Raw genomic sequence first — 13,825 nt, 5'->3', positions numbered from 1 at the left:
AAAGGGGCGACACAATTGTCGCCCCTTTGTTTGTTAGACCGAACCTCGAGACGTGTTCGGCGCTTTTAAGGTACAGCCCGAAATTTCTGGTTGCATTGCGATTGAGCGCGTCAGAGAGTGCCGCCGCTGCCATCGGCACCGCCGCCACCGGCGCCACCACCGCTGCCATCGGCACCGCCGCCACCGTCGCCGCCGCCGCTGCCATCGGCACCGCCGCCACCGGCGCCACCACCGCTGCCATCGGCACCGCCGCCACCGTCGCCGCCGCCGCTACCATCGCTGCTACCGCCGTCATTACCGTTGCCATTGCCGCCGCCATTGCCGTCGCCATCATTGGAGTTTCCTCCGTCATTGCTGCCGCCGTTACCGCTGCCGCTGTCGGAGTTACCACCACCATTACTGCCGCCGTTTCCGTCACCGCTGCTGGAGTTTCCGCCGCCATTGCTGCCGCCGCTTCCGTCACCGCTGCCGGAATTGCCGCCACCGTTGCTGCCACCGCCTCCACTACCGCTACCGGAATCCGTGCCGCCGTTGCTACCGCCGCTGCCGTTGCTGCCGCCACCGTTGCTACCGCCGCTGCGGCCATCGTCGCCGCCGCCGCTGTCACCACTGCGGCCGTCGCCTCCATTGCCGCCATCACCACCGTTGCCGGATTCACCGCTTGCTCCGGACACTCCGGCACCGCCGCTGGTTCCGGGCGAACCACTGCTACTATTTGAAGTGCTTCTGTCGTCGCCGTCGCTGGTGCGGCTCCTTGCAACGGTTGCAGTTGGGATATCAGTCAATATCGCTGCGAACAGAGGACAGGTTTGCGACGTTCGGGCTAGGATATCCTCAAAGTCGGCACGGCGCTGAATGTAGCGCAGCATCCGCTTGTCGACGACCTCGCAACTACAAAGCGTTTCAGTGGATACAGATTGCCGGGCTGTTTTGACGTTGCAAACTTCAGCCGCATGAGCCGCGCTTGTTGCCATCAATGGGAATGTCGCGGATAAAAATACAAACGAATATAAACGGGATCTCACGCGCATAGCGCTACTCCTTTAAACTAATTACCAACACCTATTAACAAAGTAATTGTGCCACATTTTGGACAAAAATGCATCCATATATTGCCGTAATTGATGGTCAAGTGACGGCAATGAACGCCAGTAGATTTGCAAACTATTGGTGAAACCATCTGAAAAACAAAACAAAAAGCCCGTCAGCCAGACGGGCTTTCCTTTGATTTAGATGGTTATTGGAGAAGTAATTTTACCACGATTGGTCCATTGTTTCTCTTGTGTAAACAATATCACAGACCGGATCAGGCCGATCTTGCCATCCGTTTCCGTTCGTGCGGGTCAAGGAAACGCTTGCGCAACCGAATGGCGTTTGGAGTGACCTCAACAAGTTCGTCATCATCAATATAGGCAATTGCCTCTTCCAGAGAATACTGGATATGAGGTGTCAGGCGAACGGCGTCATCGGAACCGCTGGCGCGCACGTTGGTCAGTTTCTTGCCTTTGAGCGGGTTCACCTCAAGGTCGTTATCGCGTGAGTGTTCGCCGATGACCATGCCCTGATACACGTCGGTTTGCGGGGCAACGAACATCCGGCCGCGCTCTTCCAGGTTCCACAGCGCATAAGCCACGGCCTGTCCGTTTTCCATTGAGATCAGCACCCCCGCGCGACGACCCGGGATCGGGCCTTTGTGGGCCGCCCAGCCGTGGAACACACGGTTCAGAACACCGGTACCGCGTGTGTCGGTCAGGAATTCTCCATGGTATCCGATTAACCCGCGCGACGGTACATGCGCAATAATACGGGTCTTGCCCGCGCCGGCCGGACGCATTTCGGCCAGTTCACCTTTGCGCGCGCCAGTGATCTTTTCGATAACTGAGCCTGAATATTCATCGTCGACGTCAATAGTGACTTCTTCGATGGGCTCCATGCGCTGGCCGTCTTCCTCGCGGAACAGAACCTGCGGACGCGAGATGCTGAGCTCGAACCCTTCACGGCGCATATTCTCGATCAGAACGCCCATCTGCAATTCGCCACGGCCGGCAACCTCAAAGGCATCACCGCCAGGTGTGTCGCTGATGCGGATGGCGACGTTCGACTCGGCCTCTTTCATCAGGCGGTCGCGGATAACACGCGACTGAACTTTCTTGCCGTCGCGACCGGCCAGTGGCGAGTCGTTGATGCCGAAGGTCACGGTGATAGTCGGCGGGTCGATAGGCTGCGCGGGCAGGGCTTCGTCAACCTGTGGCGAAACCAACGAGTCAGCCACGGTTGCCTTGCTCATTCCTGCAATAGTGACGATGTCACCGGCTTCGGCCACGTCGATGGGCTGTTGGGCCAGTCCGCGGAACGCCAGGATTTTCGACGCGCGGAAGTTTTCGATCAGCGTGCCATCACGGCTCAGCGCCTTGAGGTTGTCGCCCGCCTTCAAAGTGCCGCTTTCCACACGACCGGTCAGGATGCGACCGATAAACGGATCGCTGCCCAGTGTCGTGGCGAGCATGCGGAAGGGTTCGTCTTTGTTTTCGACCTGCTTTGGGGCAGGGACGTGATCGACGATCAGATCGAACAGGGCGGTCAGGTCCTTGCGCGGACCGTCCAGCTCCATATCTGCCCAGCCGGAACGGCCTGAGGCATACATGGCAGGAAAATCCAGCTGATCGTCGTCAGCGCCGAGGTTGGCGAACAAGTCAAAGCACTCATCAAGTGCGCGGTCTGGTTCAGCGTCGGGTTTGTCGACCTTGTTTAGCACCACGATGGGACGCAGGCCCAGCGCCAACGCCTTGGACGTCACGAATTTGGTCTGCGGCATCGGGCCTTCGGCGGCGTCCACCAACAGGACAACACCGTCGACCATGCTGAGGATCCGCTCAACCTCGCCACCGAAATCGGCGTGGCCGGGGGTGTCAACGATGTTGACCCGGGTGCCTTTCCATTCGACGGAGGTCGCTTTGGCAAGGATGGTGATGCCGCGTTCGCGCTCCAGATCGTTGCTGTCCATGGCACGTTCGGCCACCGCCTGGTTTTCCCGGAATGCACCGGATTGTTTGAGCAGCTCATCCACCAGGGTCGTTTTACCGTGGTCCACGTGAGCGATGATTGCGATATTGCGCAGGTCCATGAGAGGTCAGCCTTTGAACGGGAAGTTGCCGCGCGCATAACGCGGATTGACTGAATAGGCCAGCCCTAACCGGTCGTCAGTGGCCCGCTGTGCTGGAAAACAGGTGAATGACCAGGATTCCGGCCAATATCATCGCCAAACCGAGCACCGCAGGCCAGTCCAGGCGCTGACCAAAAACTATGAAGCCTATGATGGCGATCAGCACGATCCCCAAGCCGGACCAGATGGCATAGACGATGCCGACCGGCATGTACTTTAGGGTGAGGCCCAGCAGGTAAAAGGCAATTCCGTAACCCACGACAACCAAAACAGAGGGCCAAAACCGGCTGAACTGCTGGCTGGCCTGCAGCGCCGTTGTGCCAATTGTTTCGGCGAAAACCGCCAGCAAAAGGATGAGATAGGCTTTGGGCACGGCAGGTCTCGATTCAGTTGTAGTTGGGGAGGTTGACCACAAAATCCCAATTCACGACAAGGGGAATGTGAATGGATATCGGGAAAAGTTCTGTGTCGGAAGAACCGGGACTACCCACCGAAGAGGTCAGGATAACCATACTATTTCAAAGAGAAAAATTCTGATATGAAATGGGTGGTTTTTAGTTTTCTTTTATGAGTTTTCAATGACGAAATTTGCGATATCCGTGATCGTTGCTTCGGCATTCATAGTGGCGCTTGGGTGGCTTGCGGGCGGGGGGTCCGTCGACATAAACGCAGCCAGTGGTGTTGAGCGGTTTGAAAGTTTTCAGGTTTAAGTGCCTGCCGGAACGATTGGAAAAGGGGCCTTTGCGCCCCTTTTTCTATTGGCTCAACCGACAGTGTTTTCTGAAAAATACGTGCTCAGTTTCGGTCGCAACCATGACCACAGCGCTGGTGCGCCGCGATTGATCGGCGTTCCCACACGGCGTTCGATCTGGGCAAAGGTCACGTTGTAATCGACCCAGGATCCGCCACCTGTTTCAAGGTTCCCGATCGGGGTTTGAAACCGATCGATCGCCTTGGCAAATCGCGCGTCTGGCGACTCGGCGGCTTCGAACTCCTCCCATAGCGTCCGGAAGGCGTGCTGAGGTGCCTCGGGCAACAACCCGAACAACCTGTCGGCTGCTGCCTTTTCCTCGGCTTCTTGTGCGGCGTGGTCGACTTGTCCGTGGATGGGATGATCTCCGGCATCAATTTCGACGATGTCATGCAGCAGAAGCATTTTCAGGACTTGGTCCAGCGATACACCGGGCTGCGCGTATTCCGCCAAAACCCAAGCAAACAGCATGATGTGCCAGGAATGTTCGGCCGAGTTCTCAAACCGATCGTCAGACAACAGGCGCGAGGCGCGGTAAACGGACTTCAGGCGGTCTGCCTCAGTCAGAAAAGCCAGCCGTTCTGAAAACGCAGTTTCGGGCGTTGACTGCGCGTGCAGCAGGGCGCTGGCCAGAGCGTGTGCTTGGGGGAATTCCTGTGCCAAATACGCGACGCGACCACTGCTGAGGTTTTCCCGCGCTACTTCAACATGATCCGGGTTGGGGGTTGGCGAACACAAGACTTGAAACAGCGGTTGGCATCGGTCCAGATACTTGGCGAATTTCGCGTCCGGCGTCGTGTCGGCCTCGAACTCTTCCCACAGGGCTTGAAACGCAGACGTCTGATCGTCCGGCAAGAGATTAAACAACTCGTCCGCCGCCGCGCGCTCGGCGCGTTCCACGGCGTTCCAATCGGTTTCCAGGTGAATGGGGTGATCGCCGACGATGATCTCGACCAGATCGTGCAACAGCAGCATGCGTATGACGCGGTTAATGTTAACGTCGTCACCCGCCAGCGGCTCCATCGTCAGTGCCCATAAGGCCAGGTGCCAGCTGTGTTCTGCAGAGTTTTCAGGGCGGGACCGATCCAGTAGCGCATTGGCGCGATCGACCGACTTCAGCCTGTCCGCGCGTTTCAGGAATTCAAGTTGCGCGGACAGTCTTTCAGTCATTTCTTTTCAATCGCTTTCACTTGGGATCGATGTTTGGTCAGTGCGTCGATGACAAACTTGCGCGCTTTGCGTTCAGCAATACGTACACGCATTTCGGTCAAAAAGGCCTCTTCCAAGGTCTGGGAGGATGCGCCCAAAAGCTCTCCCACCTCGACAAAGAAACGATCATTGCCGGTTTCGTCCATCACTTTCATCGTGTCCTCGGCCAGTTTGGCCGCGAGGTTACTGATGGTGTCGGACATCAGCGCGTGTTCTCGGTCAGGCGACGCTTCACATAGTCACTGACATCGGTGATCAGCGTGTCCATATGACGGTCCTGGAAGAAGTGATCAGCACCCTCTACCTCGTTATGGGTGATGGTGATGCCCTTTTGCTCGTGCAGCTTGTTGACCAGCGACGTGGTGTCGGCGGGCGGGGCCACACGGTCGGAAGAGCCGTTGATGATCAGGCCGGACGAAGGGCAGGGGGCCAGGAACGAGAAGTCATACATGTTGGCTGGTGGCGACACGCTGATAAAGCCTGTAATTTCGGGGCGGCGCATCAGCAGTTGCATTCCGATCCAGGCGCCGAACGAGAAGCCGGCAACCCAGCAGTGCTTGGAGTTGTTGTTCATCGACTGCAGATAATCCAGCGCTGACGCTGCATCGCTCAGCTCACCGATGCCCTGATCGTATTCGCCCTGGCTGCGGCCCACGCCGCGGAAGTTAAAGCGCAACACGGTAAAGCCCATGTTGTAAAACGCATAGTGCAGATTATAGACCACCTTGTTGTTCATGGTCCCGCCGAATTGTGGATGCGGGTGCAGCACGATGGCAATCGGTGCGTCTTTTTCCTTTTGCGGGTGGTAGCGGCCTTCCAGGCGGCCTTCGGGTCCGGGAAAAATCACCTCGGGCATGTGTGCTTTGGTCCTGTCTTTTTCTTCCTGATGCCATGATATACTTGACGGTAATCGTAAGGCACTTTAGAACGGTTCTAATTATGATGCTTTGCGCTAGGCGCTGCCTGTCGGAGATACGCACTGGCGGCGGCGGCGTCAATGTTTTCGCTTATAACCTGCCATGAGGGAAAGACAATGAAGCTTTCGACAAAGGGTCGTTACGCGATGGTTGCACTGGCTGATATTGCTCTACAGCCCTCGGACCGCTTGGTGACGCTTAGCGAAATCTCCGAACGTCAGGATGTCTCGCTTCCTTATCTTGAACAGCTTTTTGTCAAATTGCGCCGGGCCGAACTGGTTTCGTCCGTACGTGGACCGGGCGGCGGGTATCGTCTGGCGCGGCCTGCTTCCGAGATTCGGGTGGTCGAAGTTCTGGCGGCGGTGGATGAAACCGTGGACGCGCTGCAAAAAGGGGCCGGGGCATCCGGGGCATCCTCGGGCAGCCGGGCGCAGTCTTTGACCAACCGTCTTTGGGAAGGTCTCAGTGCGCATGTCTACGTTTTTTTGCACCAGACGCGCCTGTCTGACGTGATCAAGAACGACCTGGCCCCGTGCCCGGCAGTTCCCAGTCTGTTTTCCATCGTTGATGAGTAATCTAATGCTGTTTGCCTCTTGGGTTTCTTCCCCGCTTTGCGACCAGGAAAAGATGTATCCATGAATCGTGTTTATCTGGATCATAACGCAACATCACCGCTGCGTCCCGAGGCCCGCGAGGCCATGGTGGCGGCGATGGAATTGTGCGGGAACCCTTCGTCCGTTCACGCCGAGGGCCGTGCGGCCAAGGCTCTGATCGAGCGGGCAAGGGCGCAGGTTGCAGCCGCATTTGGTGGGGATGGGGCAGACATTGTGTTTACATCAGGTTCGACCGAAGGGGCCGCGCTGACATTGATCAATCGTGATTTGCACGGGTCCGCGATTGAGCATGACGCGATCAGATCATGGATCACCGAAGACTTGCCCGCGTCGCAATCTGGTCAGGTGGACGTGTCAAACCCCGAGCAGTCGACCCTGCAATTGGCGAACTCCGAAACCGGGATCGTGCAGTCGCTACCTAAAGGATTGGCTGTAACCGACGCGACACAGGCCTTTGGTAAATTGCCGGTGGCCTTTAACTGGCTGGGCGTCCAGATGGCGTTAATTTCGGCCCACAAGCTAGGCGGCCCGAAAGGTATTGGTGCGGTGGTGATGAAACGTGGCACCGAACTGCCTGCAATGATCAAAGGCGGTGGGCAAGAGATGGGCCGACGGTCAGGTACTGAAAATGTCATTGGAATCGCAGGGTTCGGGGCGGCAGCTGAAGCTGCGGCGCGGGATCTTTCAAATGGTATCTGGGAACAGGTTCGTGAATTTAGAAATATTCTAGAAAATGCCCTTGAGGCTGGTTCTAAATCTACTATTTTTGTCGGGAAAGGTCAGGACCGCCTTCCGAATACCTCGTGTTTCGCAACCCCCGGCTGGAAGGGCGAAACGCAAGTCATGCAGATGGATCTGGCAGGTTTCGCTATCAGTGCAGGTTCTGCCTGTTCCAGCGGCAAGGTCCGGGCAAGCGCGGTGTTAACCGCGATGGGTTTTGATGAGGTCACAGCAGCAAGCGCGATCCGCGTGTCTCTGGGACCTTTGACCACTGAAGAAGATGTGCTGCGTTTCGCCGAAACGTGGCTTGAAAAAGAAAAGAAGCATCGCGCGCGCGCCGCGTGATCTGACGGAGGTATCATATGGCCGCTTTGGACCAGACCCAGGTAAAAGAAGGTGTCGATCAGGAAACCGTGGACGCGGTACGCGAGGTCAGTACCTACAAATACGGTTGGGATACCGATATCGAGATGGAGTATGCGCCCAAGGGCGTGAACCCGGATATCGTCCGGCTGATCTCGGAAAAGAACGAAGAGCCCGAATGGATGACAGAGTGGCGTCTGGCGGCCTTCGAACGCTGGACCAAGATGGATGAGCCGAACTGGGCTATGGTCCACTATCCCAAGATCGACTTTCAGGACCAGTATTACTATGCCCGTCCCAAGTCGATGGAGGAGAAGCCGAAGTCGCTGGACGAGGTCGATCCAAAGCTGCTGGCTACTTACGAAAAGCTGGGTATCCCGCTGAAAGAACAGATGATTCTGGCCGGTGTCGAAGGCGCCGAGGATATGCCTGCCGAAGGTCGCAAGGTAGCTGTGGATGCGGTGTTCGACTCGGTTTCCGTTGGCACAACGTTCCAGGACGAACTGGCCAAACACGGCGTGATCTTCTGTTCGATTTCCGAGGCGATCAGGGAGCACCCTGAACTGGTCAAAAAATATCTTGGCACCGTTGTGCCTGTTTCTGACAACTTTTACGCCACTCTGAACTCGGCCGTATTCTCGGATGGCTCGTTTGTCTACATCCCGCCAGGCGTGCGCTGCCCGATGGAGCTGAGCACCTATTTCCGCATCAACGCGGAAAACACGGGTCAGTTCGAACGCACACTGATTATCGCGGACAAGGGTTCTTACGTTTCGTATTTGGAAGGCTGCACCGCGCCGCAGCGCGACACGGCCCAGCTGCACGCGGCTGTTGTTGAGATCATCATCGAAGAAGATGCCGAGGTAAAATACTCGACCGTTCAGAACTGGTTCCCCGGTGATGAAAACGGCAAGGGCGGTATCTATAACTTTGTGACCAAGCGCGCCGATTGCCGGGGTGACCGGTCCAAGGTGATGTGGACCCAAGTGGAAACCGGATCCGCCGTGACCTGGAAGTACCCTTCCTGCATCCTGCGCGGTGACGAAAGCCAGGGTGAGTTTTACTCGATCGCCATTACCAACAACATGCAGCAAGCTGATACCGGCACCAAAATGGTGCATCTGGGCAAGAACACCAAGTCACGTATCGTGTCCAAAGGGATCAGCGCGGGTAAAGCACAGAACACCTACCGTGGTCTGGTCTCAATGCATCCCAAGGCAAAGGACAGCCGCAACTATACCCAGTGCGACAGCTTGCTGATCGGCGATAAATGCGGCGCACACACGGTGCCGTATATCGAGGTTCGCAACAATTCCTCGCGCGTGGAACATGAGGCGACGACATCCAAGGTAGATGACGATCAGCTGTTCTACTGCCGTCAGCGCGGCATGGACGAGGAAGAGGCCGTGGCCCTGGTCGTCAACGGGTTCTGCAAGGACGTCCTGCAGGCGTTGCCGATGGAGTTTGCCATGGAAGCGCAGCAGCTTGTGGCCATCAGCCTTGAAGGATCAGTGGGTTAACCCCGCATTCCTCTGAATTTAGAACATATCGGGGCCGGATGGCCCCTTGCGGTACGCAAAAGGACAAAAAATGCTGGAAATCAAAAACCTGCACGTGAAACTTGAGGAAGAAGAAAAGCAAATCCTTAAAGGTGTCGACCTGACCGTCGAGGCCGGAAAGGTGCATGCGATCATGGGGCCGAACGGTTCGGGCAAGTCGACACTCAGCTATGTGCTGTCGGGCCGCGATGGGTACGAAGTGACCGAAGGCTCTGCCACGCTGGAAGGTGAGGACCTTTTGGAGATGGAGCCGGAAGAGCGCGCTGCGGCGGGTATCTTTTTGGCATTCCAGTACCCTGTGGAAATCCCGGGCGTTGGTAACATGACCTTCCTGCGCACGGCCGTGAACGCTCAGCGCAAGGCGCGCGGCGAAGATGAACTGTCAGCTGCTGATTTCCTGAAGGAAGTTCGGGCCAAGGCGAAATCGCTGAAAATCGACGCGGATATGCTGAAGCGCCCTGTGAACGTCGGCTTCTCGGGTGGTGAGAAGAAGCGTAACGAAATCCTGCAGATGGCGATGCTGGAACCCAAGATGTGCATTCTTGACGAAACGGATTCGGGTCTGGACGTCGATGCGATGAAACTGGTGGCCGAAGGCGTGAACGCGTTGCGTGATGAAGGCCGTGGTTTCCTGGTCATCACCCACTATCAGCGCCTGTTGGATCACATCAAACCCGATGTCGTGCACATTATGGCAGACGGTCGAATTGTTAAAACCGGCGGTCCCGAACTGGCATTGGAAGTTGAAAACAACGGTTATGCCGACATCCTGGCCGAGGTGAACTGATGGCTTTGCCCGAAGTAAAACAAACCGCGACCGAGGCACGGCTGGCCACGCTGACCATGCCCGATGCCGGGTGCACCCGTGCCGCACGCGAAGACGCGCTGGCTCGTGTGTTGGAAATGGGTCTGCCGGGTCGGCGCGACGAATATTGGAAGTACACGCGCCCCGACACGCTGATTTCGGTCGAACAGCCGCATGCCGCTTTGTTCCACTCGGACGAACCGCTGCTGTTTGGCAATCTCGACCGGTTGAAGATCGTGTTCATCGACGGTGTGTTCAGCGCCGAAGACTCGGATGATTTAGAGCTGGAAGGTGTCAACATCGATCGGATCGAGGATATCTGCTGTAAGGATATTCACTGGGCGAAAGAGTTGTACGGCGTTCTGGAATCGCGCGGGCAATCCCCGGTTCAGCGGCCGTTGGCTGCTTTGAATACGGCTTTTGCCGCAGACGGTGTTGCGATTCACGTCACCGGTAAGCCGACCAAGCCGATCAGCCTGATCTATCGCCATGCATCCGAGACCTCGGACGCCATGCTGCACCACATCATCCGTGTTGAAAGCGGCGCTGAGGTTACGATTTTGGAAAACGGCCCGGCAGCGTCGCGGTTCAACAAATGCATCGAGATCGACATCGCCGATGGCGGTACGTTGCATCACGTGCGCGCGCAGGGCAGGGACCATGAACGTCGCGCCGCGACCCACATGTTCACGCGGCTAGGACAGAAATCTGTCTTTAAGTCCTTCACGCTGACAGTGAATGGAGTTTTGACACGTAACGAACAGGTGATCGAACTGACCGGCGACGACGCTATTGCTCATGTGGCAGGCGCCTGCGTAGGTGATGGTGATTTTCACCATGACGACACGGTTTTCGTTACCCATGACGCAGTGAACTGCGAAAGCCGTCAGGTCTTTAAGAAAGTTCTGCGCAACGGCGCGACCGGCGTGTTCCAGGGTAAGATCCTGGTCAAAGAAGGCGCACAGAAGACTGATGGATATCAGATCAGCCAGTCCTTGCTGCTGGATGATGACAGCCAGTTCCTCGCCAAGCCCGAACTTGAGATCTATGCCGATGATGTTGCGTGTTCACATGGCTCGACCTCGGGTGCGATTGATGAGACGGCGCTGTTCTACCTGCGTTCGCGTGGGGTTTCGGTTAAGGACGCCACCAATATGCTGACACTGGCATTTTTGGCCGAAGCCGTCGATGAGATCGAAGATGAGGCATTGGCAGAGGCCATCGTGAACCGCCTTGAAGGCTGGCTGTCGCGACACATCTGATGCCTTTGACCTCGGATATCGTGGCCACTTATCGGGGGCCGGGTCGTGTCGTGCGGCGGCTTCTTGACCTTGGCCCGCGCGAGGACAGGGCGTTGATGTTTGTCATGGCGTTCTGCGTCGTGGCATTCATCGCGCAATTGCCCAGCCTTGCGCGACGCGCGCATATCGAAGGGCTAGAACTGGATATGTTGATGGGCGGTGCCTTGATGGGCACCGTCATTATTCTGCCTCTGTTTTTCTACCTGCTGGCATTTGTCTCATACGGCGCGGCCCGGTTGGTCGGCGGTCAGGGGACGTCCTATGGCGCTAGATTGGCTCTGTTCTGGGCGCTATTGTCCTCAACACCTCTGGTTTTGTTGAATGGTTTGGTCGGTGGTTTCATAGGATCTGGCCCGGCCCTGACACTCGTCGGGATCGTCTGGTTCGCAGTTTTCCTGTGGTTCTGGCTGGCAGGTCTCAGTCAAGCGCAAAGGCGGCAAGAATGAATCCCACTGGCTTTGTCGATCTTGCGATCTTGACCCTGACACACCCCGCCCAAGCGGCCCGACGCCTTTTGGACATGCGGCCTGGGCGTGAATTCCTATGGCTGGCTTTCTTTTTGGCTGTGGTGCTGAATGGCCTTGTGCAACTGGGTATTGATCACTTGATTCCCGTCCCCAGTGGTGAATCCGTACCCCCACCTACGCCTGTGTTCGTGGGTCTGGTCCGATCTGCGGGCGCCATGTTGCTCAGCGTCGGGGCATTCCTGTTCGTGGGGCGGTTACTGGGGGGCCGTGCAACATTCGATGACATTCTGACGCTGACGATCTGGCTGCAATACCTTCAGATCGCTGCGATGGTGATCACGCTGGTCATCACCATCGTGCTGCCGTTTTTGATGCTTATGTTTTTGCTGGCCACGGCGATTATCAGCCTTTACGTCACGCTCCATTTTCTGAATGAAGCGCATCAGTTCGGTTCGCTTGCTAAATCCTTCGGGGTCATCGTGTTATCTGCCTTGATTGCAGTGCCCTTTGTCCTCGCATTAACGCCCGGCGGCCCCGTATAGGGAATAAAAGACCATGTATGACGTGCAGAAAATCCGCTCAGACTTTCCAATCCTGTCTCGGGAAGTGAACGGCAAGCCGTTGACCTATCTGGACAATGGCGCATCGGCGCAGAAACCGCAGGTCGTGATTGATGCGGTGACACGGGCATATTCCGAAGAATACGCGAATGTTCACCGCGGCCTGCATTACCTGTCCAATCTGGCGACCGAAAAATACGAATCCGTTCGCGGAACCATCGCCCGTTTTCTGGGCGCGGCGGACGAGGATGAAATTGTCTTGAACTCAGGCACGACCGAAGGCATCAATCTGGTCGCCTATGGCTGGGCCATGCCGCGCATGCAGGCCGGGGATGAGATCGTGCTGAGCGTGATGGAACACCACGCCAATATCGTTCCCTGGCATTTCCTGCGCGAACGTCAGGGCGTCGTCCTGAAATGGGTCGACGTGGACGCTGACGGTGGCCTTGACCCGCAGGCCGTGATCGACGCGATCGGTCCCAAGACCAAGCTGGTTGCAGTGACGCAATGTTCGAACGTGTTGGGCACGGTGGTCGATGTCAAAGCGATCACAGAAGGCGCGCACGCAAAAGGCGTACCGGTGTTGGTCGATGGCAGCCAGGGTGCCGTGCACATGCCTGTCAATGTCGCTGATATCGGATGCGATTTCTATGCAATTACTGGCCACAAGCTTTATGGCCCTTCGGGGTCGGGTGCGATTTACATCAAATGCGAACGCATGGCCGAGATGCGCCCCTTTATCGGTGGCGGCGACATGATCAAAGAGGTCAGCAAGGACCAGGTGATCTACAACGACCCGCCAATGAAGTTTGAGGCCGGAACGCCCGGTATTGTCCAAACCATCGGTCTGGGTGTTGCGCTGGATTACATGATGGATCTGGGGATGGAAAATATCGCCGCTCATGAGGCCGGGTTGCGCGACTATGCCATGCAGAAACTGACCGGTTTGAATTGGTTGCAGGTTCAGGGCACACGCCCGGACAAGGCCGCGATCTTCAGCTTTACGATGGACGGGGCGGGGCACGCACATGATGTCTCGACCATTCTGGATAAGAAAGGCGTGGCTGTCCGTGCCGGTCATCACTGCGCCGGTCCGCTCATGGATTTCTACGGTGTCACCGCGACTTGCCGCGCAAGCTTTGGTCTGTACAACACCACGGAAGAGGTCGACATACTGATCGACGCGCTGGAATTGGCACACGATTTGTTTGCGTGAAACCTGGCCGATCCGGAAAGATTTGCAGTTGCGCCCGGATCGGATCAAGGTTAGCTAACGGCCAAGGCACCTGTAGCTCAGCTGGATAGAGCGCTGCCCTCCGAAGGCAGAGGCCAGAGGTTCGAATCCTCTCAGGTGCGCCAAAAGATTCTTTATATCTCATTGTGGTATAAGCGAGGC

15 protein-coding genes and 1 tRNA gene are annotated in these 13,825 nt (G+C 56.8%); 10 read left to right on the top strand and 6 right to left on the bottom strand.

Features of this window, described 5'->3' with window-relative positions; all coding sequences use genetic code 11:
- Positions 1-110: 110 nt before the first annotated feature.
- The 3 genes from AC2FIB_RS03660 to AC2FIB_RS03650 all read right to left on the bottom strand — a co-directional run bounded on the left by AC2FIB_RS03660 (position 111) and on the right by AC2FIB_RS03650 (position 3,536).
- Entirely contained in the window at positions 111-869 is a 759-nt protein-coding gene (locus AC2FIB_RS03660; protein WP_496841736.1) for a hypothetical protein, read from the bottom strand.
- A 437-nt stretch (positions 870-1,306) separates the two neighbouring features.
- The gene (typA, locus tag AC2FIB_RS03655; RefSeq protein ID WP_282118403.1) at positions 1,307-3,124 is read right to left on the bottom strand and encodes a translational GTPase TypA; all 1,818 of its coding nucleotides are present in this window, start codon (positions 3,122-3,124) and stop codon (positions 1,307-1,309) included.
- A gap of 76 nt (positions 3,125-3,200) precedes the next feature.
- Positions 3,201-3,536 (bottom strand): DMT family transporter, encoded by a 336-nt coding sequence (locus tag AC2FIB_RS03650; RefSeq protein ID WP_496733264.1) that lies wholly within the window; start codon positions 3,534-3,536, stop codon positions 3,201-3,203.
- 205 nt (positions 3,537-3,741) lie between these two features.
- On the opposite strand from AC2FIB_RS03650, the gene AC2FIB_RS03645 reads away from it, so the two are divergent.
- Entirely contained in the window at positions 3,742-3,873 is a 132-nt protein-coding gene (locus AC2FIB_RS03645; protein WP_472723796.1) for a hypothetical protein, read from the top strand.
- A 53-nt stretch (positions 3,874-3,926) separates the two neighbouring features.
- Here AC2FIB_RS03645 and AC2FIB_RS03640 read toward each other — a convergent pair whose 3' ends face one another.
- From AC2FIB_RS03640 to AC2FIB_RS03630, 3 genes are read right to left on the bottom strand one after another with little or no spacing between them, the layout of a single operon-like run.
- Entirely contained in the window at positions 3,927-5,084 is a 1,158-nt protein-coding gene (locus AC2FIB_RS03640) for an HD domain-containing protein (RefSeq protein ID WP_496841735.1), read from the bottom strand.
- Positions 5,081-5,326 (bottom strand): hypothetical protein, encoded by a 246-nt coding sequence (locus AC2FIB_RS03635; protein WP_058277973.1) that lies wholly within the window; start codon positions 5,324-5,326, stop codon positions 5,081-5,083. Before AC2FIB_RS03635 ends, AC2FIB_RS03640 begins: the two co-directional genes overlap by 4 nt.
- Positions 5,326-5,979, bottom strand: coding sequence for an alpha/beta hydrolase (locus AC2FIB_RS03630; protein ID WP_058271679.1), 654 nt, complete (start codon positions 5,977-5,979; stop codon positions 5,326-5,328). Before AC2FIB_RS03630 ends, AC2FIB_RS03635 begins: the two co-directional genes overlap by 1 nt.
- A gap of 177 nt (positions 5,980-6,156) precedes the next feature.
- On the opposite strand from AC2FIB_RS03630, the gene iscR reads away from it, so the two are divergent.
- The 9 genes from iscR to AC2FIB_RS03585 all read left to right on the top strand — a co-directional run bounded on the left by iscR (position 6,157) and on the right by AC2FIB_RS03585 (position 13,788).
- Positions 6,157-6,615 (top strand): Fe-S cluster assembly transcriptional regulator IscR, encoded by a 459-nt coding sequence (gene iscR / locus AC2FIB_RS03625; RefSeq protein WP_058271678.1) that lies wholly within the window; start codon positions 6,157-6,159, stop codon positions 6,613-6,615.
- Positions 6,616-6,675: 60 nt separating this feature from the next.
- Positions 6,676-7,719, top strand: a complete 1,044-nt coding sequence (locus tag AC2FIB_RS03620; RefSeq protein WP_496841734.1) for a cysteine desulfurase family protein — start codon at positions 6,676-6,678, stop codon at positions 7,717-7,719.
- Positions 7,720-7,736: 17 nt separating this feature from the next.
- Positions 7,737-9,257 (top strand): Fe-S cluster assembly protein SufB, encoded by a 1,521-nt coding sequence (sufB, locus tag AC2FIB_RS03615; RefSeq protein WP_058271676.1) that lies wholly within the window; start codon positions 7,737-7,739, stop codon positions 9,255-9,257.
- 70 nt (positions 9,258-9,327) lie between these two features.
- Positions 9,328-10,083, top strand: coding sequence for a Fe-S cluster assembly ATPase SufC (sufC, locus tag AC2FIB_RS03610; RefSeq protein WP_113790584.1), 756 nt, complete (start codon positions 9,328-9,330; stop codon positions 10,081-10,083).
- The gene (locus tag AC2FIB_RS03605; protein WP_496733258.1) at positions 10,083-11,363 is read left to right on the top strand and encodes a SufB/SufD family protein; all 1,281 of its coding nucleotides are present in this window, start codon (positions 10,083-10,085) and stop codon (positions 11,361-11,363) included. The genes sufC and AC2FIB_RS03605 overlap by 1 nt, the downstream gene beginning before the upstream one ends.
- Positions 11,363-11,848, top strand: coding sequence for a YIP1 family protein (locus tag AC2FIB_RS03600; RefSeq protein WP_058271673.1), 486 nt, complete (start codon positions 11,363-11,365; stop codon positions 11,846-11,848). The genes AC2FIB_RS03605 and AC2FIB_RS03600 overlap by 1 nt, the downstream gene beginning before the upstream one ends.
- Positions 11,845-12,411, top strand: a complete 567-nt coding sequence (locus AC2FIB_RS03595; protein WP_496841733.1) for a Yip1 family protein — start codon at positions 11,845-11,847, stop codon at positions 12,409-12,411. Before AC2FIB_RS03600 ends, AC2FIB_RS03595 begins: the two co-directional genes overlap by 4 nt.
- A gap of 13 nt (positions 12,412-12,424) precedes the next feature.
- Positions 12,425-13,645: a cysteine desulfurase gene (locus AC2FIB_RS03590; RefSeq protein ID WP_496733255.1), complete on the top strand. Its 1,221-nt coding sequence runs from the start codon at positions 12,425-12,427 to the stop codon at positions 13,643-13,645.
- Positions 13,646-13,711: 66 nt separating this feature from the next.
- Positions 13,712-13,788: transfer RNA gene (locus AC2FIB_RS03585), tRNA-Arg, on the top strand.
- The last annotated feature ends 37 nt before the right edge of the window (positions 13,789-13,825 follow it).

Source organism: Ruegeria sp. YTSA072, from assembly GCF_059610285.1.
This window is presented reverse-complemented; position numbering and strand designations above follow the sequence as displayed.